Annotated in this window: 16 protein-coding genes and 1 pseudogene; 12 read left to right on the top strand and 5 right to left on the bottom strand. The window is 67.8% G+C overall.

Translation table 11 applies throughout. The annotated features are described in order from the left end of the window. Positions 1-13 precede the first annotated feature (13 nt). Positions 14-1,135 carry an acyl-CoA dehydrogenase family protein gene (locus GA0115242_RS37615; protein ID WP_256089848.1) on the bottom strand — a complete coding sequence of 374 codons (1,122 nt, stop codon included), beginning with the start codon at positions 1,133-1,135 and terminating at the stop codon, positions 14-16. A 335-nt stretch (positions 1,136-1,470) separates the two neighbouring features. Here GA0115242_RS37615 and GA0115242_RS37610 point away from each other — a divergent pair, with 335 nt between their 5' ends. The 12 genes from GA0115242_RS37610 (at position 1,471) to GA0115242_RS37555 (ending at position 15,853) form a co-directional block, all read left to right on the top strand. Beyond that, positions 1,471-2,574, top strand: a complete 1,104-nt coding sequence (locus GA0115242_RS37610) for a zinc-binding dehydrogenase (RefSeq protein ID WP_093836147.1) — start codon at positions 1,471-1,473, stop codon at positions 2,572-2,574. Then, positions 2,571-4,022 (top strand): aldehyde dehydrogenase family protein, encoded by a 1,452-nt coding sequence (locus GA0115242_RS37605; RefSeq protein ID WP_093836146.1) that lies wholly within the window; start codon positions 2,571-2,573, stop codon positions 4,020-4,022. The genes GA0115242_RS37610 and GA0115242_RS37605 overlap by 4 nt, the downstream gene beginning before the upstream one ends. Positions 4,023-4,231: 209 nt before the next feature. Next, a complete protein-coding gene (locus GA0115242_RS37600) occupies positions 4,232-5,077 on the top strand; it encodes an enoyl-CoA hydratase/isomerase family protein (protein WP_093836145.1) in 846 nt (281 codons plus the stop codon). Further along, the gene (locus GA0115242_RS37595) at positions 5,074-7,017 is read left to right on the top strand and encodes an acetate--CoA ligase family protein (RefSeq protein WP_161353482.1); all 1,944 of its coding nucleotides are present in this window, start codon (positions 5,074-5,076) and stop codon (positions 7,015-7,017) included. The genes GA0115242_RS37600 and GA0115242_RS37595 overlap by 4 nt, the downstream gene beginning before the upstream one ends. Further along, on the top strand, positions 7,014-8,321 hold the full coding sequence (locus GA0115242_RS37590) for an acyl-CoA dehydrogenase family protein (RefSeq protein WP_093836143.1): 1,308 nt from the start codon (positions 7,014-7,016) through the stop codon (positions 8,319-8,321). The genes GA0115242_RS37595 and GA0115242_RS37590 overlap by 4 nt, the downstream gene beginning before the upstream one ends. Then, positions 8,318-9,520: an acyl-CoA dehydrogenase family protein gene (locus GA0115242_RS37585; protein ID WP_161353480.1), complete on the top strand. Its 1,203-nt coding sequence runs from the start codon at positions 8,318-8,320 to the stop codon at positions 9,518-9,520. The genes GA0115242_RS37590 and GA0115242_RS37585 overlap by 4 nt, the downstream gene beginning before the upstream one ends. Further along, positions 9,517-10,476, top strand: a complete 960-nt coding sequence (locus tag GA0115242_RS37580) for an LLM class flavin-dependent oxidoreductase (RefSeq protein ID WP_093836141.1) — start codon at positions 9,517-9,519, stop codon at positions 10,474-10,476. Before GA0115242_RS37585 ends, GA0115242_RS37580 begins: the two co-directional genes overlap by 4 nt. Beyond that, positions 10,473-11,609 (top strand): acyl-CoA dehydrogenase family protein, encoded by a 1,137-nt coding sequence (locus GA0115242_RS37575; RefSeq protein WP_093836140.1) that lies wholly within the window; start codon positions 10,473-10,475, stop codon positions 11,607-11,609. Before GA0115242_RS37580 ends, GA0115242_RS37575 begins: the two co-directional genes overlap by 4 nt. A 29-nt stretch (positions 11,610-11,638) precedes the next feature. Next, on the top strand, positions 11,639-12,697 hold the full coding sequence (locus tag GA0115242_RS37570) for an LLM class F420-dependent oxidoreductase (RefSeq protein WP_218088675.1): 1,059 nt from the start codon (positions 11,639-11,641) through the stop codon (positions 12,695-12,697). After that, positions 12,694-13,812, top strand: coding sequence for a CaiB/BaiF CoA transferase family protein (locus GA0115242_RS37565; RefSeq protein WP_093836139.1), 1,119 nt, complete (start codon positions 12,694-12,696; stop codon positions 13,810-13,812). The genes GA0115242_RS37570 and GA0115242_RS37565 overlap by 4 nt, the downstream gene beginning before the upstream one ends. Before the next feature lie 6 nt (positions 13,813-13,818). After that, positions 13,819-14,964, top strand: a complete 1,146-nt coding sequence (locus GA0115242_RS37560; protein ID WP_093836138.1) for an acyl-CoA dehydrogenase family protein — start codon at positions 13,819-13,821, stop codon at positions 14,962-14,964. A gap of 85 nt (positions 14,965-15,049) precedes the next feature. Beyond that, complete coding sequence (locus GA0115242_RS37555) at positions 15,050-15,853, top strand: enoyl-CoA hydratase/isomerase family protein (protein ID WP_176729992.1); 804 nt, start codon at positions 15,050-15,052, stop codon at positions 15,851-15,853. A gap of 24 nt (positions 15,854-15,877) precedes the next feature. On the opposite strand, the gene GA0115242_RS37550 is transcribed toward GA0115242_RS37555, so the two are convergent. From GA0115242_RS37550 to GA0115242_RS37530, 4 genes and pseudogenes are all read right to left on the bottom strand, one after another. Next, complete coding sequence (locus GA0115242_RS37550) at positions 15,878-16,897, bottom strand: aldo/keto reductase (RefSeq protein ID WP_093836137.1); 1,020 nt, start codon at positions 16,895-16,897, stop codon at positions 15,878-15,880. A gap of 1,785 nt (positions 16,898-18,682) precedes the next feature. Then, positions 18,683-18,973, bottom strand: coding sequence for a helix-turn-helix domain-containing protein (locus GA0115242_RS37540; RefSeq protein WP_093836159.1), 291 nt, complete (start codon positions 18,971-18,973; stop codon positions 18,683-18,685). A gap of 28 nt (positions 18,974-19,001) precedes the next feature. Next, positions 19,002-20,039: pseudogene (locus GA0115242_RS37535) on the bottom strand (tyrosine-type recombinase/integrase). A gap of 1,407 nt (positions 20,040-21,446) precedes the next feature. Further along, positions 21,447-21,974 carry a SigE family RNA polymerase sigma factor gene (locus tag GA0115242_RS37530; protein WP_237549542.1) on the bottom strand — a complete coding sequence of 176 codons (528 nt, stop codon included), beginning with the start codon at positions 21,972-21,974 and terminating at the stop codon, positions 21,447-21,449. Between the last annotated feature and the right edge of the window lie 316 nt (positions 21,975-22,290).

Genomic DNA, 22,290 nt, shown 5'->3' with positions numbered 1-22,290 from the left:
TCTTGGTCGAAGCTCATCGCAGGGCCAGTCCTTTAGCCACGATGGAACGCAGGATCTCGTTGGTGCCGCCGCGCAGCGTGTAACCGGGGGCGTGCAGTTGGGCCATGGCCATTGCGCGGCCGAGGGGTGACGGCGCGTCGAGGGAGGGGGCAACGTCCGTCACCCGCCGCACCTCGTCAATCAGATCGGCTTCGAAAGTGGTTCCGAGATCCTTGACCATTGCGGCAGGCAGATCGGGCAGGTCTCCGCGGTCGAAGGCGGCGGCGGTGCGCAGGGAGAGCTGGCGGATGGCGAGCAGTCGCGCGGCCAGCCGGCCGAGAGCTGCATCGGCGGCCGGGTTCGGCCGGGTGATGAGGCTGCGGGCGAACAGGTCCAAGACCTGGAAGGTGGAGAGCCAGCGTTCGGGGCCCGAGCGCTCGTAGGCGAGTTCGGCGGTGACCTGGTGCCAGCCGTTGCCCTCCTCCCCCAGCAGCATGCCGGCCGGGAGGGCTACGTCCTGGAACACCACCTCATTGAAGTGGTGCCCGCCGTCGAGGATTCTGATGGGGTTGACGGTGACTCCGGGGGCGGACAGGTCCACCACGAATTGGGTGAGCCCCTGATGTCGTCCGCGCGGGCCTTCCCCTGGGGGCGAGGTGCGGGTGAGTACGATCGCATAGTGGGCGAGGTGAGCGTGTGACGTCCACATCTTGGTGCCGTTGAGCACCCAGCCGCCCCGCTCGTCGCGCTCGGCCCGGGTGCGGATGGCAGCAAGGTCGGAGCCCGCGTCGGCCTCAGACATGCCGATGACGAAGAAGCACTCGCCCGCCGCGATGCGCGGCAGCAGCGTGTGCTTGAGCTCCTCGTTCCCGTACCGGAGCAACGACGGTCCGGACTGGCGGTCCGCGATCCAGTGGGCGGCCACCGGAGCGCCCGCTGCCAGCAGTTCCTCGGTCACGGCGTAGCGTTCGACAGCGGTGCGCTCATGGCCCCCGTATTCCTTGGGCCAGGTCATGCCCAGCCAGCCCCGCTCGCCCAGCCGTCTGGAGAAGTCCGGGTCCACTCCGCCCAGCCAGGAATCGACTTGCGGGGTGTAGGTGCCAGCCTCGGTCTCCAGGAAGGTGCGGACCTCGGCGCGCAGCACTTTCGTCGCCACGGACGGAGGGGCTGTGGGCAGGGGCAGCAATGCCGATGTCATGAGTGTGTGCTCCCGATGATCATCGCGCTCCTCAGCCGGCCTCGGGGGCCGGTGTCAGTGTCAGCGGCGGCGTTCTGTGTTCGGCGTTCACATGAACGTGACGGGGTGGTCACGTCGATCCCGTAACAGCGGCGGGTTACGCGGCATGAGATGAGTGGTACCACACATTTAGCCGACTCAAAAGAGACTCCGCTGAGTAAAACTTTTCAGCTGAACTGATCCCTCTTCCATTCAATGAAATTCTTGTATACCGTCGAAGCGTCCGAGAAGCTCGCAGTGCAGGGAGGTTCACCATGGACGCGGTCGTCTGGACAGGAACGTCCCTCGAACACACCCAGGACGTCCGTGTCAGGTCCCCCGGCCCAGGTGAGGTCACGGTGAGGATCGATGCGGCAGGGCTCTGCCATAGCGATGTGAATGCATTGGACGGGCTCATCGACCAGCCCGTTCCGGTCGTGCTGGGACACGAGGCCTGCGGCGTGGTCATCGACCGGGGCCCCGGTGTAAAAGTCCACATCGGCCAGAAGGTGGTGCTGTCGACCCTACGCTCGTGCGGCGCGTGCCGAGCCTGCCAGGCCGGGGCCCCCACCTGCTGCCGGGACGGTCAGCCCGCCGCCGACCCCGTCTTCACCCGCCGTGGAGAGCCCGTCGAGCAGTTCGTGCGCGTCGGGGCGTTCGCCCGGCAGACCGTCGTACACGAACGGCAGGTCGTGGCCGTCCCTACCTCCGTGCCCGACATCGTCTGCGCACTTCTCGGCTGCGCCGTCCTGACCGGGTTCGGCGCGGTGTGGAGTCGCGCCGCCGTCCGCGAGGGCGATGCGGTCCTGGTGGTGGGCGCGGGCGGCATCGGACTCGCCGCCGTGCACGCGGCAGCCCTGGCTGGCGCCTCGCGAGTCCTGGTGGTTGACCGCAACCCCCGCAAGCAGGCACTGGCACACAAGCTCGGCGCCACCGACTTCCAGCTGGTCGACACGGCGGCGGACGTGGTCGAGGCGGCACGCGGCCTTGAGCCCCGCGGATTCGACGCGACCTTCGAATGCGTGGGCCGGCCCGACCTGCTCAAGGCGGCCATCGACGTGCTCGCCTGGGGAGGGCGGGCCGTCATCGTCGGCCTGCCGGCTGCCAGCACCCCTCTCACGTTCGGCATGCGCGACCTGTTCCACGACAAAGCACTGCTCGGCTGCCGAATGGGCTCGGTGGATCCGCACGAGTTTGTCCCCAAGCTCGCCGAGCGCTATCTCGCCGGTGAACTTCTGCTCGACCCCCTGGTCACTGCAGTGGCTCCTCTGCGGCAGATCGGCGAACTGATCGACGACCTGCGTTCGGGACGACTCGACCGGGGAGTGGTCGACCTGACCGGCGGAACGCGAACCCTGAGCAGGAGAGATGCCGCGTGACCAGCACAGCCACCGCCATGATCGCAGGCGAACCGCACGAGACAGGACAGTGGTACGAGAGCGTCGACCCGTACACGCTGAAGTCCGTCGCCCGGGTGACGGACTGTTCCCCGACGGACGCCGTTCTCGCCGTCGAACAGGCCGAGGCAGCCCTGGCCGGCTGGACCCGGACGGGCGTCGCCCAGCGGCGGGACGTCCTGAAAACCGCCGCAGACGAACTCGACCGTCGCCGGGCGGAACTCGTCGACCTCGCGGTCCGGGACGCGGGCGCCCTGCCCAAGGTCGCCGCCGACACCCAGGTGGGCGCGGCCATCGATCGCCTCAAGCAATGGGCCGCTCTGCCCGGCGAGGTGCTGGACGTCCCGCAGCCAGCAGCGGACGGAGCGCTGGACGCGCGGGTCCGCCGGGCGCCGCTCGGCGTCGTGGCCTGCATCAGCCCGTACAACTTCCCGCTTCTCGCCATGATCGGGAAGGTCGCGCCGGCGCTCTTCACTGGCAATACCGTGGTCATGAAGCCCGCTCCCCAGGACCCGCTGCTGGTGGTGGCGCTGGCCGAGGCACTGCGCACCGCGCTGCGGGAGCACCGGCTGCCACTGGGGGCCGTCAACCTTCTTACCGGCGCCAGCCCCGAACTGGGCGCCGCGCTCACCGAACACCGCGGCGTCCGCGGCGTCAGTTTCACGGGCAGCACCCACGTCGGCATCCAAATCCACCACAGCGCCGCCGCCACAATGAAGCACCTGTTGCTTGAGCTCGGCGGCAAGGGCGCGCTGATCGCACGTCACGACGCCGACCCTCGCGCGGTCGTCCAAGCCGTCACCCGAACCTGGACCGTCCACGCAGGCCAAGTGTGTCTGACCCCCTCGCGCCTCATCGTCGACCAGGCCATCCACGACGAGGTCGTCGCCGGGCTGCGCGGGGTACTGACCGCACTGCGAACGGGAGACCCGTTCGCCCCGTCGACCACGGTCGGTCCTGTCATCTCCGCCGCCCAGCGCGACAACATCGAGGAACTCATCGACTCCGCACGTCATCAGAATTGCGTGGTGGAGCGCTCCCACCGCTCACCTGGCACCGGCTTTTTCGTACCACCCGCGCTGATCACAGACTGTGCACCGGAGCACCACGTCATGCAGGAGGAGGCCTTCGGCCCCGTGCTGTGTGTCATGCGCAGCCGCAGTGACGAGGAGGCGGTGGCAGCCGCGAACAGCACCCGCTACGCGCTGAGCGACTACATATTCACCGCCGCCCCCGAAGTAGCCCATGCTCTCGCACCCCGGCTGCACGCCGCGCAGGTGGGTGTCAACACCACCCGCCGGCACCCCGCGGCTCCGTTCGGCGGCAATCTGGCCAGCGGCATCGGCCGCTCCGGCGGCACCTGGTCAATCGACGCCTACACCACCCTGCAAAGCCTCACAGAGGAGTCACCCGGGTTCCCCGACGCCTGACCATGCACGGCACACAGCAGTCGGGCGACCGCCCCTCGTTTCCCGGTACAGGATCCGCCCGGCGTCGGACCGCTCCGCCGAAACCCCGGTCGCCGACTCCCGCTCCTTGCCATGCCGATGCCCGCGCGACCGTTTCTGGCGAAACGATCCGGCGCCATCAGGCGCCCGCTGATAGCTCCCCGACTCACCCGCGAAGTTAGGAGAAGCAGATGCCATATCCCTCCGAGGAAAGGTCTCCCGTCCAGGAGGCCCCCACCGACATCGCCGTCATGGTCGACGGACCAGTTGCAGTCATTTACCTTGACCGTCCGGGACGACGTAACGCGTACACACCGCGGATGGCGCAGGAGCTGACGGACGCACTGGTCGAACTCGACCAGCGGCCCGAAGTGCGGGCCATCGTGGTGACCGGGCGTGGCGAACACTTCAGTGTGGGCGCGGATCTCGACCAGATTGACTGGCGCGAGACCCGGTCCCACGGCGTAGAGTCCCTCAGCGATCCCGACCGCGCCCCGTGGAAACTAGCCACGCCCATCATCGCCGCCATCAACGGCGATGCAATCGGAGTCGCGCTGACCTGGGCCATGCAGTGGGACATCCGCGTCGTCGCCGAAGACGCCCGGCTGGCGTTCTCCTTCAACCGCATCGGTGTCATCCCCGACCGTAACTCGACCTGGCTCCTGCCTCGTCTGATCGGCTTCTCGGCCGCCATGGACCTGCTGCTGACGGGACGGACCATCTCCGGCACGGAAGGCCACCGGCTCGGCGTCGCCTCCCGCTGCCTGCCCCCCGACCAAGTGCTGTCCGACGCCCTGGAGATCGCACACGACCTGGCCGAACGCTGCGCACCGGTCTCGGTGAGCGCGACCAAGGCCCTGATGTACGAGTTCCTGGAGGAGAACGACCGCATCCGGGCCTACAACTTCGAGCGGCGCACCCTCAACTGGGTACGCACACTCGGTGAGACGCTGCGAGGCATCGCGGCGTTCAAGTCGCGCAAGGCTCCCGAATGGGGAACGACCAAGGACCAGCGCATCCCGGCGGAGCTGCGGTGATCGAGCGCCTCCTCGCCCCAGCGCGCATCGCCGTCATCGGCTCCCTGTCCAAGCCCACCGGTCTCGGCGCCCGCACCGTCCGGCACCTTGAGGACGCCGGCTACCCGGGCGAGATCATCCGCGCCAAGAGCGCCGCCGACATCGACGGTCAGGTGGACGTGGCGGTGGTGGCCGTCCCTGCCTCTGTGACCCCCGACGTCGTGGCCGACCTCGGCGACCGCGCGGCCCATGTGATCGTTTATTCCTCCGGCTTCGACGAGGCTGGTCTCAACAGCCCACTGCACCACACCGGCGGTCGACTGATCGGTCCCAACACAGTGGGACTCACCTACGCCCCCTCACGCACCATGCTCACCTTCGCCCAGGCGTTCGACGACATGACGGACTGCCGTCACGGAAGCGGCGTCTTCCTTGTGTCGCAAAGCGGGGCCTTCGGAGCCCGGCTGGTGCGCGCTGCGCGCCTCCACGGCATCGACTTCGACGGATTCGTCGGCACGGGCAACGAGCACGATGTGACGGCCTGCGAGATCGCGGTCGACCTCGTGCACAGTGACTCCCTGCGCCCGCGCACCCTGGCCCTCTACCTGGAGAGCGTGCGTGACGTCCACGCCTTCGAGAACCTGCTGAGCGAGGCACGCCAGCACTCGGTCGGGGTGGTGGTGCTGCTCGGCGGGGAATCCGAGTCGGGAGCGGGAGCCGCCCGTTCCCACACCGCGGCCGTGAGCACCGATCACGCGATGCTGGTCGAACTGTGCGCTCTGCACGGGGCGGTGGTGGTCCACTCCGACAAGGAACTCGTCGACGCCACGGTCGCTCTGTCCCTCCTGCCGAGGGCACGGGGCGCTCGCGTCGGAGTCATCACCGGTTCGGGCGGCGCTGGTGTCGTGGCGGCCGATCTCCTCGCCCGGCACGGACTTCCGCTGTCCCCTCTGGGTCCGGACACCCGGCAGCGTGTAGCTGAACTACTGCCCGCTTACGCGTCCACAGTCAACCCTGTCGACGTCACCGCCCAGGTCATCGGCGACACGGAAAGGGTGGCCCAGGTGCGGGCGGTCCTCGCCGAGTCCGGTGAGGTCGACGCCGTCCTGGTGGTGGGACGCGCCGGACAGGCCGAGGCCGTCGCAGGTGACCGGGGAGTCCCCGTCCTGCTAGCCGTCCTCGACGGCGATGCCACGACCGTCGCCGACCACGTCCGGGCCGGACACCCGGTGCTGCCGAGCCTGGACGCCGCGTGCTCGGCCCTTCGCGCCCTGACGGTCGGCACACCGGACCACTCCATGCTGCAGGAACCCACCTGGACCGTGCAGAAGCAGCCAGCCATCGATTCGGCCTCCCTCACCGGGACGGACACCGTCTCCAGTCTGCGCTTCCTCGAAGCATCCGGGATCCAGGTCGCACCGTGGCAGGAGGTCACGGACCCGTCAGCGGCGTTGAGAGCCGGGAACGACCTCGGTTGGCCCGTCGTGGCCAAGGCCAACCTCCCGGCGCTGGCCCACAAAGCGGCCCAGGGAGGGGTTCGACTCGACGTGGACGCCCGGAGCATCGACGCGGTCGCGACCGCGCTGCTGGCCATCTCGCCTTCGCTGATCGTCGCGCGTCAGATGCGCGCCGGCCCCGAGCTCTTCGTCGGGGTACGCCGCGACCCGCAGCTCGGGCTTATCGTGGCCGCCGGACTGGGCGGCGGCCACGTGGAACTCATGGCCAGGACTATCACCTTCCCTGCCCACGCACCCGAGGAGTGGATGGCCGCCCGGCTGAGCACGGAGATCTTCCGGCGCGGCGGCGACAAGTACACCCAGTTGCCCGCTCTCCTCGCCGCGGCGGCGGCGCGGCTGATCGACCTCGCTGTGGCGCACGGCCTCGACCTGGTGGAGTGCAATCCCCTGATCGAGATCGACGGACAGCTCATCGCACTCGACGCAAGGGTGGTTGCCTCATGACCGACGAACAGTACTTCGACTTGACGTCCGACGTCTGGGAGCCGGTGGCACCCGATGCCCGCTCGGGAGATCACAGTCTGGGTTCGTGGAATGAACTGACCGAGGAGCAGCGTGGCATCCGCTCACTGGCCCGGGAAGTGGCCGAGCGCGAGCTGCGCCCGTGGGCCCAACACTGGGACGAGAACGAGGAGTTCCCACACCGTTCCCTTGCCGCCGTCCGCGACGCCGGCCTGCTGAACGTCACCATTCCGCGGGAGTACGGCGGTCGGGGCCTCGGCCTCCTCACCGGCTGCCTGGTAGTCGAGGAGCTGGCACGTGTATGCCTCTCCAGCGCCATGGCCGCCCAGCCCTTCCTGAACGGCCCCTGGCGCGCCGTCCACGTACTGGGGACCGAGGAACAGCGGCAGCGTCTGCTGCCGGGAGTGGCCGCCGGCACCCGCCACTTCGCCATCGCCATGAGCGAGCCCGGCGCGGGAACGGCGGGGACCGACCTCACCGCCGAGCTGCGACCGGAGAACGACGGCTGGCGCCTGCACGGGGTCAAAAGCTGGGTCACCGGCGGCCGTGAGGCCGACACCATGATCGTCTTTTGCCGACTGCCCGGGACCGTCGGGCCTTACGGCATCGGAGCCGTCCTGATCGAGGGTAGGCCGGAGGGCATGTCCCAGCCCATGGTCGACCCGAAGATGGGCATCCGCGGCGTCGCGGAGTGCGCGTTCAGATTCGACGGCGTACGGATCGAGGCTGAGGACGTGCTGATCCTCCCGGAGTCCGACTCCAAGCGCGGCGCCGAGATTCTCATCAACCAGTTCAACCCGGAGCGCTGCGGGAATGCCGCGATGTGCACCGGTCTGGCCCAGGGCGCACTGGATGCCAGCGTGGCCCATCTCAAGGCCCGCCAGCAGTTCGGCCGTCCGCTGGCGGACTTCCAGGGACTGCAGTGGAAGATCGCCGACATGGGCCTGGAGGTGGAGATCTCCCGCATGCTGACCTGGCGCGCCGCCCGAGCCGCCGGGGACGGCTTCCCCCCTCAGCAGGAGACCGTCATGGCGAAACTGTTCTCCAGCGAGATGGTTCAGCGCGTCACCAACGAGGCGATCCAGCTCCACGGCGCCCGCGGATACTCCCGCCGGTGGCCGCTCGAACGCCTCTTCCGCGACGGCCGCGGACTGGCCATCGGCGGCGGCACCGCCGAGGTCATGCGCAACCTGCTGGCGGGGCTCCTGCTGGACCGGCGCACCAGCCAGCGGCTGCGGCTTCCGGCCGCCGCGGGCGAGCCGCGTTCCCGGGCGGAGGCACGGTGAGTGCGCTGGAGGAGTTCCGCACACTGCTGGCCTCGTCCCTGCCGGACGACTGGGTCCGCGCCGCGGCCGAGGACGACATCGCGACCCTGGAGAAATTCAACCAGGGGCCCGACGCCGCCGCTGTGGTGCGCAAAGTGGCCGCCGAGGGGTGGCTCACGCCCGAATGGCCCGTTGCCTACGGCGGCCGTGAGCTAGACACCGAGGACGCCGTCCGCATCCGCACGGAACTGCGTCGCTGGCGGATCGGCAACGTCCGCAGCGCGATCGGTACCGCGTGGGTCGGACCCGCAATCCTCAAGTTCGCCGCCCCGGACGCCAAGACCCGACTCCTGCCCCCCATCGCCCGCAACGAGGCGCTCTGGTGCCAGTTGTTCAGCGAGCCGGAGGCCGGATCCGACCTCGCCGCAGTCCGGACCCGCGCCCGGCGGGACGGCGACCGCTGGCTGGTCTCGGGCACCAAGATCTGGACCAGTCGCGCAGACGTCGCCCAGTGGGGACTGGCGCTCTGCCGCACCGACCCGACGGTCTCCAAGCACGCCGGACTCACCGCCTTCTGTATCGACATGAAGGCCGCCGGGGTCAGCGTCAGCCCGATCCGCCAGCTCACGGGTGACCACGAGTTCTTCGAGGTCGTGCTCGACAATGTGGCGGTCGACGACAGCTTGAGACTCGGCGCGCCGGGCGCGGGATGGGAAGTCGTCCGAGCCGTCCTCGCCTTCGAGCGGTCGGCGGGCTCCGGCGTGGGGGCGGCTCCCCCAGGTTCCGTGGTCGGGCGCGGCGTCCAGGAGGCCGTCGCGCGATTCGGCGACCAGCTCGACGCGGGCCGACTCGACGAACTGGTACGGGTGTACGTGGAGAGCCGCGTCGTCGAACTGAACAATCTGCGAGCCGCCGTGGAACGCCGGGCCGGCCGTGGTCCCATCCGTCGCGGCGCCCCCTTCAACAAGATCCTCCAGGCCGAGCACACCAAACGCCTGCAGCAGCTCTTCGTCGATCTCGCCGGCATGGACGCCGTCGCCCGGGACCCGGAAGACGACTGGACCGCGCACAACGTGTGGGCTTACCTGCGGGTACAGGCCAAGACGATCGCCGGCGGCACCTCGGAGGTACTGCGCAACCAGGTGGCCGAACGTGCGCTCGGACTGCCCAGGGAAGAGGACCCCAGCCGCCACCGGCCCTGGCAGGAAGTGAACCAATGAAACTGTGCGCCAACTGGCTGCCGATCAACCCTGACCTGACCCGACTGGTTGCCCGTGGCGCCGAACGAGCGGGTCTGTGGGGGCTGGGCATCGGCGACTCCCCGCACTACGACGAGCTATACGGGGCCTGCGCGCAAGCGCTCATGGCGACGGATCGGCTGACCGTGCTGCCGAGCGTGACCAACCCCGCGACGCGCCATGTCTCCGTGCACTCCTCCGCCGCGCGCGGGCTGGGAGCCCTGGCCCCGGGCCGGTTCGCCATCGGTATGGGCCGCGGCGACTCGGCAGTCCGTACATTCGGGCTGGCCCCGGCATCGCTGAAAGAGGTGGAACGCCATCTGGAGGCGTTGCGAGAACAGGCGCCCGGTGTCCCGCTGATGCTCGCCGCGAGCGGCCCCAAGGCCGCCGCTGCGGCCGGGCGGTGCGCGGACGCCCTCATCGCGGGGGCGGGCCTGGACCTGACCGCCCTGCGTGGGCTGCGCGCACGCGCCCAGGAGGAACGCGCACGCTCAGAGCGTGCGGGCGCCGTAGAGGTGTGGGGGTCGGTCCGCATCGGGATCGCGCGACGCCAGGGCGACATTCCCGCGCTCAGGCGACGTCTGCTGGCACGGGCGGTCAGCGCCTCCCGCTTCAACTTCGCGGCGACCTTCGAGGGTAAGAACGTCCCCGACGAGTACCAGCCTGTGCTCGCCGAGCGGTACGCGTCCTACGACTTCGCCTGGCACGGACGGTCCGGGCACAGTCCGGTGGCCGACCTGTTCGCCGACCGTCCCGACATCGAGTCGTACCTCTTGGACCGCTTCGCGATCATCGGCACGGTGGAGGAGTGCCGGGAACGCGTCGACGGCCTGACGTCGGAGCTGGACGGTCTGTTCCTGTCGCTGCTCTTCGAGGACGCGCTCCCTCAGCTCGACCTCTTGTCTCACGTCACCGCAGGACTGGTGGATGCCTCATGATGCTGACCCCGCACGAGGAGCAGTTGAGCTTCCGCACGGAAGTGCGCCGCTATCTGTCCCGTTCTTGGCCGATCGAGATCAGCCGCCGCTCCCTGGAGGACGGATTTCCGTTTGACAGGGAGGCATGGGCAGGGTTGTGCCGCATGGGCGCGGCCGGGATCCTCGTGCCCGAGCGGTACGGGGGTGCGGGCGCGGGCGTAACCGAGGCCGCGTTCGTCAGCGAAGAGCTGGGCCGACTGGTGGTGGCCGCTCCCTACCTGTCATCGGCAGTCACTGCGGCCGTGCTGCTCACTGGTCTGGCCGAGGGCGGCGACGAGTTCGCGCGCGATCGACTGCCGTCGGTCGCCGAGGGAACGACTATCGCCACCGTCGCATGGCTGGATAACACTGGCCTCTGGAACCCGGATGGCATCTCCGTCGAGGCCCGGACCACCGATACCGCCTGGACGCTCGACGGCGAGGTCCGTTTCGTCACGGACCTCGGCACGGCAGACCTCGTCCTCGTCGTCGCTGGCACCCCCGATGGGCTCGCGGTGTTCGCCCTGTCCACCGAAGGGACCGGCGCGGGGCGGCTTCCCCTCGTCTGTCTGGACCCCACCCAGCCGGTGGGCAGGCTGCGGCTGAGCGGGGCGCCCGCCATCCGGCTCGCCCCGGGACTCCCCCGGGACGAGGTCCTGCGGCTGCTCAACCGGACGGCGGCCGTCTCAGCCGCCTGCCTGTGCGCCATGCAGCTCGGCGGCGCGGAACAGTGCCTGGACATGACTGTCGAGTACGCCCTTCAGCGCACACAGTTCGGTCGCAGGATCGGATCGTTCCAGGCGGTCAAGCACCGCTGTGCCGACATGCTCGCCCGGGCGGAGTCGGCACGTTCGGTCACCCATCACCTCGTCAGTGCGCTGGAGTCCGATGCGCCGGACCTCGAGGTGGCCGTCAGCCTCGCCAAGTCTTTCTGCGCGGACGCCTTCAACGCCTGCGCCTCCGATGCCCTGCAGATCCATGGCGGGATCGGCTTCACCTGGGAGCACGACATCCATCTGTACCTCAGACGCGCACGAGCCACCGCTCATCTGCACGGCGACGCGACGCACCACCGCGGGCAGCTCGCCGCCCTGATCGCCTCACGGCAGAACTGAACGGACAATACCGAACGGAGAAGACAACTGTGAGCGATCCACTCGTCCTCGCTGTCAACGTAGACCTGACCGCGGACGCGTCGGCCCTGCGGGCCTATTTGCGCGATGTCGAGGCAGCCGGCGCGGACATGGTCTGGGTACCGGAGGCCTACGGGCGTGACGCGGTCTCGGTGATCGGCTTCTGCGCCGCGGCCACGACCCGCATGCGGCTCGGCAGCGCCGTACTGAACGTGTTCAGCCGTTCCCCCGCGCTCATCGCGCAGACGGCTGCCTCCTGCGACGAGCTCACTGGCGGACGGTTCGACCTGGGGCTGGGGACCTCTGGCCCGCAGGTCGTCGAGGGCTGGCACGGTGTTCCCTTTACCCGTCCACTCGAACGCAGTCGGGAGGTCATGGAGGTCTGCCGCATGATCTGGCGCCGCGAACTGAGCGTGTACGAGGGACGCAGCGTGCAACTGCCCCTCCCGTCGGACCGCGGCACCGGCCTGGGCAAACCCCTCAAACTGATGACGCATCCAGTGCGCTCGCACATTCCGATCTGGCTGGCCAGTATGGGGCCGCGAAACGTGCAGCTGACGGCTGCACAGGCCGACGGATGGCTGCCCATGCTTTTCATCCCGGAACTCGCCGACCGCGCCTGGGGGGAGGACCTGCGCAAGGGAGCGGCGGACCGTGATCCGCGCCTGCCGCCACTACAGATCGCCGTCAGCGCGCACACCGAGATAACCAGCGAGTCCCAGCACGCAGCCCAGGCGGCCCGAGACCGTGCCCGCCCCTCTCTCGCCCGCTACATCGGCGGTATGGGTGCCCGAGGAGCCAACTTCTACAACACCCTCATCCACCGCTACGGATTCCCCGAGGAGGCGAAGCGGGTGCAGGACCTCTATCTGGAGCACAAGCCCGAAGAGGCGGCGGCAGCACTGTCCGACCGGCTCGTCGAGGCCCTGACCGTCTGCGGCCCCCCCAAATACGTGCGAGACCGTCTGGCCGCATTCCGCGCCGCCGGAGTGACCAACTTCCGAGTCAACGTGAACGCGGGCTCCGAAGCACCACGCACGGTCGCACAGCTCAAGGAACTGACCCGGTGACGGGCCCGCTGTCCGGGGTACGGGTGGTCGAGCTCAAAGGCATCGGGCCCGCACCGTTCTGCGGCATGATGCTGGCCGACCTCGGCGCCGACGTCGTCCGCGTCGAACGCCCGGCACCCGGGGCTGGCCCCTACGCACCGGCTACAGACGTGCTAGGCCGTGGCCGGACATCAGTGGCCCTCAACCTCAAACAGCCCGGCTCCACCGACACCGTACTGGATCTCGTGGAGCGCGCGGACATACTCATCGAGGGCTTCCGCCCCGGTGTGATGGAGCGGCTCGGTCTAGGCCCGGATTCCTGTCTGGCCCGTAACCCGGCGCTGGTGTACGGCCGTATGACAGGTTGGGGCCAGGACGGCCCCTACGCAAGGACCGCGGGTCACGACATCAACTACATCGCTGTATCCGGTGCGCTGGGCGCGATGGGACCGGCGAACGGCCCTCCCGGCCTGCCGCTGAATCTGCTGGGGGACTTCGGCGGGGGCGGAATGCTGCTCGTCGTCGGCGTCCTCGCCGCCCTGCTCCACTCTCGGAACACGGGCGAGGGACAGGTGGTGGACGCGGCGATCGTCGACGGAACGGCCACCTTGAGCTCCTTGCTGTACGGGCTGATGGCACAGGAACGCTGGACAGCACAGCGCGGTGAGAACTTCCTCGACGGCAGTGCCCCTTACTACACCGTCTATCCGTGCGCGGACGGACGGTTTCTTGCCGTCGGCGCGCTGGAAGACCAGTTCTACCGCGCCCTCCTGGAAGGACTCGGTGCCTCCGACGACCCCGTTCTCACCACGGACCGCACACGGCCTGACAACTGGGCCGCGATCCGGAAGCGTCTGGAAGGACTGTTCGCGTCGCGTCCACGCCAGTCATGGCTGGAGGTCTTCGCCGGCACCGACGCCTGTGTCAGTCCCGTTCTCGGGCTCGACGACGCCCATGAGGACACTCATGCCAGCGCGCGCGGGACCTTCATCGACGTGGGCGGTGTCGTCCAGCCAGCGCCCGCCCCCCGTTTCAGCCGTACCCGGACCTCGCCCCCCTGGCCCGCTCCCGCTCCGGGCCGGGACAACGCCATCGTGCTCGGCAGCTCAGCGTCCGAGCCTCATCGAGAGAGCTGATCGACCATGCGCCGAACGCTGTACGGTCCGGAACACCACGCCTTCGCCGACACCCTGCAGGACTTCCTCACAAAGAAGGTCGTCCCGCACCTGACCGAGTGGGAGGAGAAAGGCGCGGTGCCGCGTTCCCTCTACCGGGATGTCGCCTCGCTGGGCGCTCTCGGCCTCCAGGTGCCCACCGAGTACGGAGGCGGTGGGGCCAAGTCCTTCCTGTTCAACTGCGTACTCACCGAGCAGGTCGCCTACAGCCGGGCCACGCTCGGCTCTCTGCGTGTGCACACCGATGTCGTCATGCCCTATGTGATGGCCTACGCCACTCCGGAGCAGCGCGAACGCTGGCTGCCCGGGATGGCCGACGGCACGCTGATGTCGGCCATCGCCATGTCGGAACCCGGCGCGGGGTCGGATCTGGCCGGCATGGCCACCACGGCCCGGCACACCGCACAGGGGTGGGTGGTGAGCGGCTCGAAGACCTTCATCACCGGGGGCAGTCAGGCCGATATCGTCGTGGTCGTGGCCCGTACGTCCCGGTCCGAGAACCGGCGCGGCGGCCTGTCGTTGCTGGTCGTCGAGGACGGGATGAAGGGTTTCCAGCGCGGCAGGCTCCTTAAGAAGCTGGGGCTGATGACCCAGGACACCTCGGAGCTCTTCTTCGACGACGTGCTCGTACCGCATGACAACATGCTGGGCGAGGAGGGCCGGGCGTTCGAGTACCTGACCGGCAATCTGGCTCAGGAGCGGCTCTCGATCGCGGTCAACGCCCAGGCCCAGTCCGTGACGGCGTTGGACATCACCACCGCCTACGTCAAGGAGCGCCGCGTCTTCGACAAGGCCCTGTCGAGCTTCCAGAACACCAAATTCACCCTAGCGGACCTTGATACCCGCGTCGCAGCAGGTCAGGCCCTGCTCGACCGTGCCATAGCGGACCACGAGGAGGGCGCCTTGAGTGCGGCGGACGCTGCCCGGGTCAAGCTGTACTGCACGGAGACACAAGGACTCGTGGTCGACGCGTGTCTGCAGCTTCACGGAGGTTATGGGTACATCCGTGAGTACGACATCTGCCGCCTGTACGCCGATGCCCGGGTCACCCGGATCTACGGCGGCACCAGCGAAGTGATGAAGACGATCATCGCCAAGTCCTTGGGGCTGTGAGAGCGCCGACCTCCCCCACACCGGGTTCTACGGGTACCCCTTTCCTCCACCTTCTTCACATCCCTCCGCGCAGAGAGGTTCCAGAGTGAACACCTCCAGCAACGCAGCCGCCGGGTCGGGCGACGGCCTGCGCGTCGACCTTGCCGGCGGCGTGGGCGTCGTCGAACTCCGCCGCCCTCCAGCCAACTTCTTCGACGAGCCTCTGGTCCGCGCTCTTGCGGACACTCTGACCGCACTCGGTCGCGATCCGCAGTGCCGCGTAATCGTGCTCTGCTCGCAGGGGAAACATTTCTGCGCGGGTGCCGACTTCGCGGACGGCGGCGACTTCACACCGGAGTCCCGCGCGGACACCTCTCGCCGGCTCTACCAGCAGGCCGTACGCATCTTCCGAGCGCCGAAGCCTGTCGTCGCCGCAGTGCAGGGAGGCGCGATCGGCGGTGGCCTGGGACTCGCCTGTGCAGCTGACTTCCGCGTGGCCGAGCCAGGCAGCCGCTTCGCAGCGAACTTCTCCCAGCTGGGCTTCCATCCCGGATTCGGTCTCAGTGTCACGCTACCCCGCGTCATCGGCGCGCAACGGGCAGCGGACCTGTTCTACACCGGCCGTCGTATAGGAGGTGCCGAAGCCGTGGACATCGGTCTCGCCGACCGGCTCGCCGAACCAGGCTCCGTGCGCACCACCGCGATGGAATGGGCCCAGGATATCGCCCGCGCGGCGCCTCTGGCGGTGCTGTCCATACGTGCGACGCTGCGGGCAGGCCTCGCCGACGCGGTCGAGAAGGCAGTTGTGCACGAACTGGCGGAACAACAGCGCCTGTGGGCCACTGAGGACAGCACCGAGGGCATCGCCGCAGGCCAGGCCAGGCGGCCGCCCAGGTTCAACGCCCGCTGACCCCGGACGGCCGCTTCCAGCCCGTCAGCGGCGGCGCCGGTCGGCTCGCAGCTCGAAGTCGCCGTAGCTGTTGTCGGCGGGGTTGAGCGTCACCCCGGGCGCCACGATCTCGTCGATGCGGTCGAGTACATCGGCCGACAGTGTGACATCCAAGGCCGGCAAAAACGCGTCGAGCTGCTTCATCGTGCGCGGTCCGATGATCGCCGAGGTCACACCTGGATGGTTGACCACGAAGGCGACGGCCAACTCGATCGGAGTGAGACCGGCCTCTGCCGCCAACAGCGCGAGCTGTTCGGCGGCTTCGAGCTTGCGCCGGTTCGCAGGGGTATGCACGTCGAAGCGGGCTGCGGGGCGTGCCGCAGAAGCGGGGCCGGTGGAGGAATCCATGCGGTAGCGGCCAGAGAGCCACCCACCGGCGAGGGGACTGTAGGTCAAAGTGCCCATGCTGTGACGGCGCGCAGCGGGGAGCACGTCCTCCTCGATACCTCGTACCAAGACCGAATAGGGCGGCTGCTCGGTCACGAACCGCTCCAGACGGCGTTCCTGGGAAACCCACTGGGCCTCCGCGATCTGGGAGCCGGAGTACGACGAGGACCCGAGATAGCGAACCTTGCCCTGATGCACAAGATCGGACAGCGCTCCGAGAGTCTCGGCGACATCCGTGTCCGGGCTAGGGCGGTGCACCTGGTAGAGGTCAATGTAGTCCGTGCCGAGCCGGCGCAGCGAGTCCTCGACCGCGCGGATGATCCAACGCCGTGAACCGCCTCGATGGTTAGGGTCGTTGCGGCTCATCGGCATGAAGAACTTGGTGGCGAGGAAAACGTTATCGCGTCGATCCACGAGTGCCTTACCGACGATCTCCTCGGAGACCCCGGCGGAGTACACGTCGGCGGTGTCAACGAAGTTGATGCCTGAGTCGAGGGCACGGTGGATGATCCGCACGCAATCGGCCTCGTCCTCATTGCCCCAGGGACCGAACATCATCGCGCCGAGGCAGAGCGGGCTGACTCGAACACCGGTGCGACCGAGCGATCGGTAGTGCATGAAACAACTCTCCTCGCAACTGAGCGTCTGATCTTGCTCTGTGAGTCTGGTACCGCAAGGTCAAGTTCCGCAGTAGTTGGTAGCGGTTTCGCCGGTTGATGGGTCCGGATTCAAGAACTGGTCACCCGGCGTTCCACGCCATCCAGGACCAAGCCCAAGGTGTTCTCCAACTGATTACCCCTCTCGCATCCACCAAGCACGCAAACCCAGCCAGGTACAGCGTCCCCACCTACTGCCATTGTGGGCCGACGTGAGGAGACAGCGCCGCAGAGACGTCCCGTCGGCAGTCCGGATCGAGTTTCGCAACGTCTCGGTGAAAAGCGCACAGGTTCCAAGAATCCTGGACGTCAGGCTGCAGCAACCCGTACGCGAGTCCACGAATCATAGGGCCTCGTGTACGGGTTTGACGGCTGTGGATCAGACGTCACCAGGGACATCCGGGTGAACAGGACACGGCCCGAAGCTTGCGCTCTGGCTGGCCGCGTGTACGTGTCGACGGCCAGATAAGCGGCAGGCCGTCTTGGGGTCTTCTTTGCAGTGCTTTATGCATGTATATACGGTCCTGGACCGTGCCAGCATGGAGTTGACGAAGCTGTCCCCGTCGACTCGGGGCAGGCACTGGTGGCGCTCGACCAGGAGGTCGAGGCGTGCCAGCGGCCCCTGCCCATGGTGTCCTGCCTGGGTAGGTAGAGGTGGAGTCGCACTTCATGCAGCGAAGTCCTTCGACCACGTGACAGCTGTCGCTGCGGGCGGAGTGCCTCCGACCCGGCCAAGGCAGTGGTCTCGCCCCCGCTGCTCACAAGGTGCCGGAGACAGCCTGATGTATTACTCATGCCCGCTCGCCGTGTTCGGTCGCCGGTGCCGCCAATCCGACACGGCGCGTCTGGCGCCGCCGCAGCGGCTGCGTCGCCCTGTCCCTCACAAGGAACAGATGCAGCGCCAGCGAGAGCAGGAAGAGAGGTAGGGCCGCCCACAGCAGCCCAGGCAGGCGGAACCGATCCAAATATGTCAGAGAGTAAGCTTCGTAGCCGAGGGTCACGAACCCGTGGTCCCCGATAGCTCGGGCGTCCAGGGAGACTGGGGTCGGCTCGTTGTCGTCTCCGGGCTGGTAGAAACCATAGAGCAAGTAGGAAGTCGTCGGCGTCGCGAACGGCGAGCGCGAGGCGCAGCATCTCGTGCAGTTTGCGCTGCATGGGTTTGCCCACGCCGGTCTCCGCGGCGAACGCCGCGGTGTGCTCGACGACTTCGGCGTAGCCGGTGAGTGGCCTCTGCAGAATGCGCCGGCAGATGTCGATGGACGGTATTCGGCGGACGGGGAAGAGCGGCATCTGCCCCGGGACCGTGGACGGAAGGACCGCGGGGTCGTCTCGGGCCGGGGCGGCGGCCGCGCGTATGTGTTCCAGCCAGTGCGGCCGTTCGCGCTGGTCGACGCGGCCTGTGCGCCTACCGTACTTCTTCAGGGGTTGGGCGCGGGTGGGGCGAGACCGTAGTAGAGGAGCATCAGCTGGCGGCTTCCTGGGCCAGCGCCTTCAGGGTCGGTGCCCCGCTCGGCGTCGGCGTCGAGCCGGACAGCGTGCAGGCACGCCCGGCACAAGGAGTCGGAGTTCAGGTAGCCCGTGTGGCGGCAGCGCAGGCACGTATCCTGCTCAGGATGCTTCTTCCGCCATTCCGTACACCCCTGGCACACCGTCAGCCCGAGCACGCTCCGGCCTTGCAGTCCGAGCACTGGGCTGGATGAGATCTTGCGGTCATCCGTCAGTTCGGCGGCAGCGAACGACGGCTGTTCTACCGACGGGGCATCGGCCGTACAGGCCCTCCACCGGTGTCCTCGGCGCCCACTGCTTTCGGCAGTACCTCGCTCTCTCCCGCGGCGGCCTCCAGCGGCTCGGCCTGGAGTAGATCGCCGACGGTGCAGTTCAGCACTGCGCAGATCTTGTCCAGGTCGTCGAGCCGCACTGTGACCGGTGTGCCGCTCCACATCGAGGCGACCTTGCTCAGCAACGGCGTGAACCCGACCGTCTTGAACGCCATCAGCAGCTCGGTGGGACGCCACAGGTCCCGTTGAGCGGCCACCATCCTCAGATTCCACTTCACCGCAGTTCCCCTAGTCCGTCACCAGGCGCTGGGCCGCCCGAGAGCTCGCTGCAACTTTGGCATGCTCAGGGTCGGCGTGTGCAGTCGCCATGTACCAAAGAGTCGTGGTGGCCCATTCGTGGCCGAAATTGCGCTGGACCTCCCACAACGTCATACCTCGCTCGTAGTTGTGGGTTGCGCAGGCGTGCCGAAGGAGTTGCGGGAAGAAGTCGGTGACCGGTCCGGTCAGGTACTTCCCCGCCGCCGCGTGGAGCTGGCGGCGGAACGTCGCCGGTGTGATCGCCGGAGCGATCGGTAGGTTGAGCGCCGCTACCGCCTTCGGCTTCCGCTCGGACGGCCACAGAGGTGCTGATGGGTGTTCGACGTCGTCGCCGAACTCCGCTCGAACCTCCTCTATGTACCACCAGAGCAACTCGCGCCCCTCGCGGAACATGTACACCTCGCGGGGCCGCGGCCCCGAGCCGCGGCCACCCTTGCCCTGGACGACGAACCGGCCCCACTGGCCGTGCTCCCAGTGGACGTCCCCGATCGTCACCGGGCACAGCTCGGCAGCCCGGAGCCCGGAGATGTATCCGATCTTCGTCATGACGTAGTCGCGGCATGCCACGGCGTACTTCCGGGCGTACGGCAACTGATCCCGCCATCGAGCGAAGAACTCCTTCATCGCCGTCTGTGAGGGCGGGATCCTCAGCCCAAAGCCGCCACGGCGCACGGGTTTGTTGAACGGGCGACCGGTGACTCCACCGTCGCCCCGAACCGCATCATGATCTCGTGGGCGTAGCGCTGTTCGAGGAAGGCAAAGAACGCGTCGATGTGGTTGAGCTTCTGCCGGTGCGTGTCGTGCGCGCGCTTCCCCGGGCCAGCGAAGTACTTGTCGACCTCGCGCGGGTTCAGACGCCACGGCACGGTGCCGTAGAAGTCGCAGACCTCGATGACCGGCTTGATCAGCTGGTCGATCCTCGATGTTGCCAATCCGGCCGAGTCCCGTGGCCCACTGGCACTCGGTGAGCGCGTCGACGAAGAAGCTCTCCTCGTCCTGGGCGGACATCCGGGCTTGGCGGCGCTGTTGAAGAGTGACAAAATCGGCCAAACCGATCTCGATCGACCCTGTTCCCCCAGCTTCAATAGACTTCTCTAAGTTGCTCGCAAATTCCTGGAGATCGCGAAATAGGGCTACGTACGCCGCTGACCTACTGACGAGCACTCAAGGACACCCTCACCAGCACAGGACGCACCCCAGGCACCGAAGACCACGGCTGACCCACCGCAGCCTGGCCCAGCAGCCGGTATCGCCCGACCCGTGTTGCGGTGACAGAACACGTCCCGGCAGTGCGGTGCCTGCGACAACATGATCGGCCTACGCCGCGTCCGTCAGGCCGGTGGAGCGCCGGCCCCCGCCCGAGGGCTACAGCCGCGCGATCGACACCCGCCGCCAGACAGCACCTCCATCCCGCGTCGACTCGGGCGCCGCGGCAGCGGTGGAGCGGCAGACCGCCGCGAGGGGGAGCTGTCCCGCCGCGCATTCCCGGAACCGACATCGTCGCGGAAGGCGCGCCGACCCCGCTCGAGCGGGTCCGCCTCCAGCGCCACCGTCAAGCCGAGGTCGCCCACGCCGCAGCGGCGCCCCGAGTCCGCGCGGAGCGGGCACTGACGGAGACCACGGCCTCGCAGACGGCGCCGCTGGGCAGGACCGCGTAGGGAAGGAGACCTCGAGGCCTCAAGGGTGGGGCGAGGACGTCGTCGCGGCGGTTGACGCTGCGAAGGTGCGCTTCTAACCGGTGGCAGTGGAACGGTGCTCGTCTACATCTGACCGGCACCGATCCGACGCGGATCGCGCTGACGCGGAACCATCCGTGCTGCTGCGCCTCTGCCTGTGAGCACGGGCTGGTGTTCGGCGCGCACCGGTCAAGACCAGGGACACCGCGCCTCGCCCCGGCGACATGGCCGGGGCCTACTCATCTAGCGACCGCGCTGCTTGCCTCCTCGACTGTCGCCCGCAGTACTCAATTCAGACCGTGTGAACAAGGTTTACCCTTGCTATCCGCTGGTCGACGGTGCAGGTCTCCCTTCCGAGACCCCTTCCCTGGGGAGAGTGTCCGTTTCGGCAGGGGAATCGGGTGTGCTCGTCGGCGAAGGGCTATGCAAGGGAGTGGTAGTGGGGTGAACCGGGCTCTCCGAGTGACGCCCCGTCACCGCAAGCACTATGCAGATCAGAGCAGCTGCCGTGCCGGCCAAGGCGATGATCATTCGACTAGGGGGAATGAACGTCCGCCGCCGCATAGAAGGAGCCGCTGCGGGCCGAAGGTCGATCACCTCAGTGCTGTCGGCCCAGGCGTGCAAAGCATCGCGTAGCCGCTGTTCGACGCCGTGTTGGTGAATCTGGCCGGCGTTCATAGGAGGATGCCCGTCAGCAGCCGACCGTCGGGAGACACGTATCGCCGGGGAAGTCTCTCGGTCATTGGGTTGTCTCCAGTTGTCTAGCGAGAACGCCCAGGGCTCGACTGGCGGTTGATTTAACCGTCCCGCGGGAAACTCCAAGGGAGTCGGCGATCTGGGCTTCGGTAAGGTCTGACCAGTAACGCAAAACCAGAACTTCGCGCTGCCGCTGAGTAAGACACCGCACAGCGTTGATCACCTCCTGATGCGTCTCGGAGATAAGAACGCCACTGTCTGCCGACGGCATGTGCAGTGAGCGCTCCGGAATGTAAGCGCGTGCGGTTCGTCGCCGGCGTAGTACCGACCGGGCGGCGTTGATCACGCTGGTGCGCAAGTACGCTTCCGGGTCGTCCAGTTCGGCAAGTCGTCGCCCATGCCGGCGCATCAATGCTGCGAAGGCATCTTGCACTACATCTTCTGCCGTTGGGAGGTCATCGACCAAGAGGAGAGCCAACCGGACCAGTGGCAGTCTACGATGATGGTATAGCGTGGTGAGCTCGTTCTCCGATTCGACCGGCGATCTTCCGGAAGAGACGGGTGCGAGCAAACTACTTCTGTCATCGGAGCGATTTACCGGTGCACGCAGGCCAATTTTGGCCTGCACCTGGCGCAGAAGATACACACTTCGACGGCAAAGGCCAGGAATTGGCCCGCGCCGACTTCGCCACAAGGCGCGCTGCCGTACTGCAGTTGAAATCGTTGCTGTGCTCACGTGTCTCCTGGACATCGTGCTGTCGGACCGCCCGCCTATAGAGCCGGACGGGCGGACCGCGCCGCAGGTTAGGCCGTACGGCATGCCTTCACATGGTGTGGACGACCCACCTATGTCAATCAGTTGGTCAAGAGATCGCCGTGGCTCCCTC

Origin of the sequence: Streptomyces sp. SolWspMP-5a-2, assembly GCF_900091845.1 — a bacterium.
Taxonomy (GTDB): Bacteria; Actinomycetota; Actinomycetes; order Streptomycetales; family Streptomycetaceae; genus Streptomyces; species Streptomyces doudnae.
The sequence above is the reverse complement of the archived record's forward strand: the minus strand, read 5'-3'. Positions and strand labels throughout refer to the sequence as shown.

Coding starts and splice junctions, on each gene's coding strand:
- GA0115242_RS37610 (WP_093836147.1), top strand. CDS start 1,471: ATGGACGCGGTCGTCTGGACAGGAACGTCCCTCGAACACACCCAGGAC.
- GA0115242_RS37580 (WP_093836141.1), top strand. CDS start 9,517: ATGAAACTGTGCGCCAACTGGCTGCCGATCAACCCTGACCTGACCCGA.
- GA0115242_RS37590 (WP_093836143.1), top strand. CDS start 7,014: ATGACCGACGAACAGTACTTCGACTTGACGTCCGACGTCTGGGAGCCG.
- GA0115242_RS37540 (WP_093836159.1), bottom strand. CDS start 18,973: ATGGTGGCCGCTCAACGGGACCTGTGGCGTCCCACCGAGCTGCTGATG.
- GA0115242_RS37560 (WP_093836138.1), top strand. CDS start 13,819: ATGCGCCGAACGCTGTACGGTCCGGAACACCACGCCTTCGCCGACACC.
- GA0115242_RS37575 (WP_093836140.1), top strand. CDS start 10,473: ATGATGCTGACCCCGCACGAGGAGCAGTTGAGCTTCCGCACGGAAGTG.
- GA0115242_RS37550 (WP_093836137.1), bottom strand. CDS start 16,897: ATGCACTACCGATCGCTCGGTCGCACCGGTGTTCGAGTCAGCCCGCTC.
- GA0115242_RS37600 (WP_093836145.1), top strand. CDS start 4,232: ATGCCATATCCCTCCGAGGAAAGGTCTCCCGTCCAGGAGGCCCCCACC.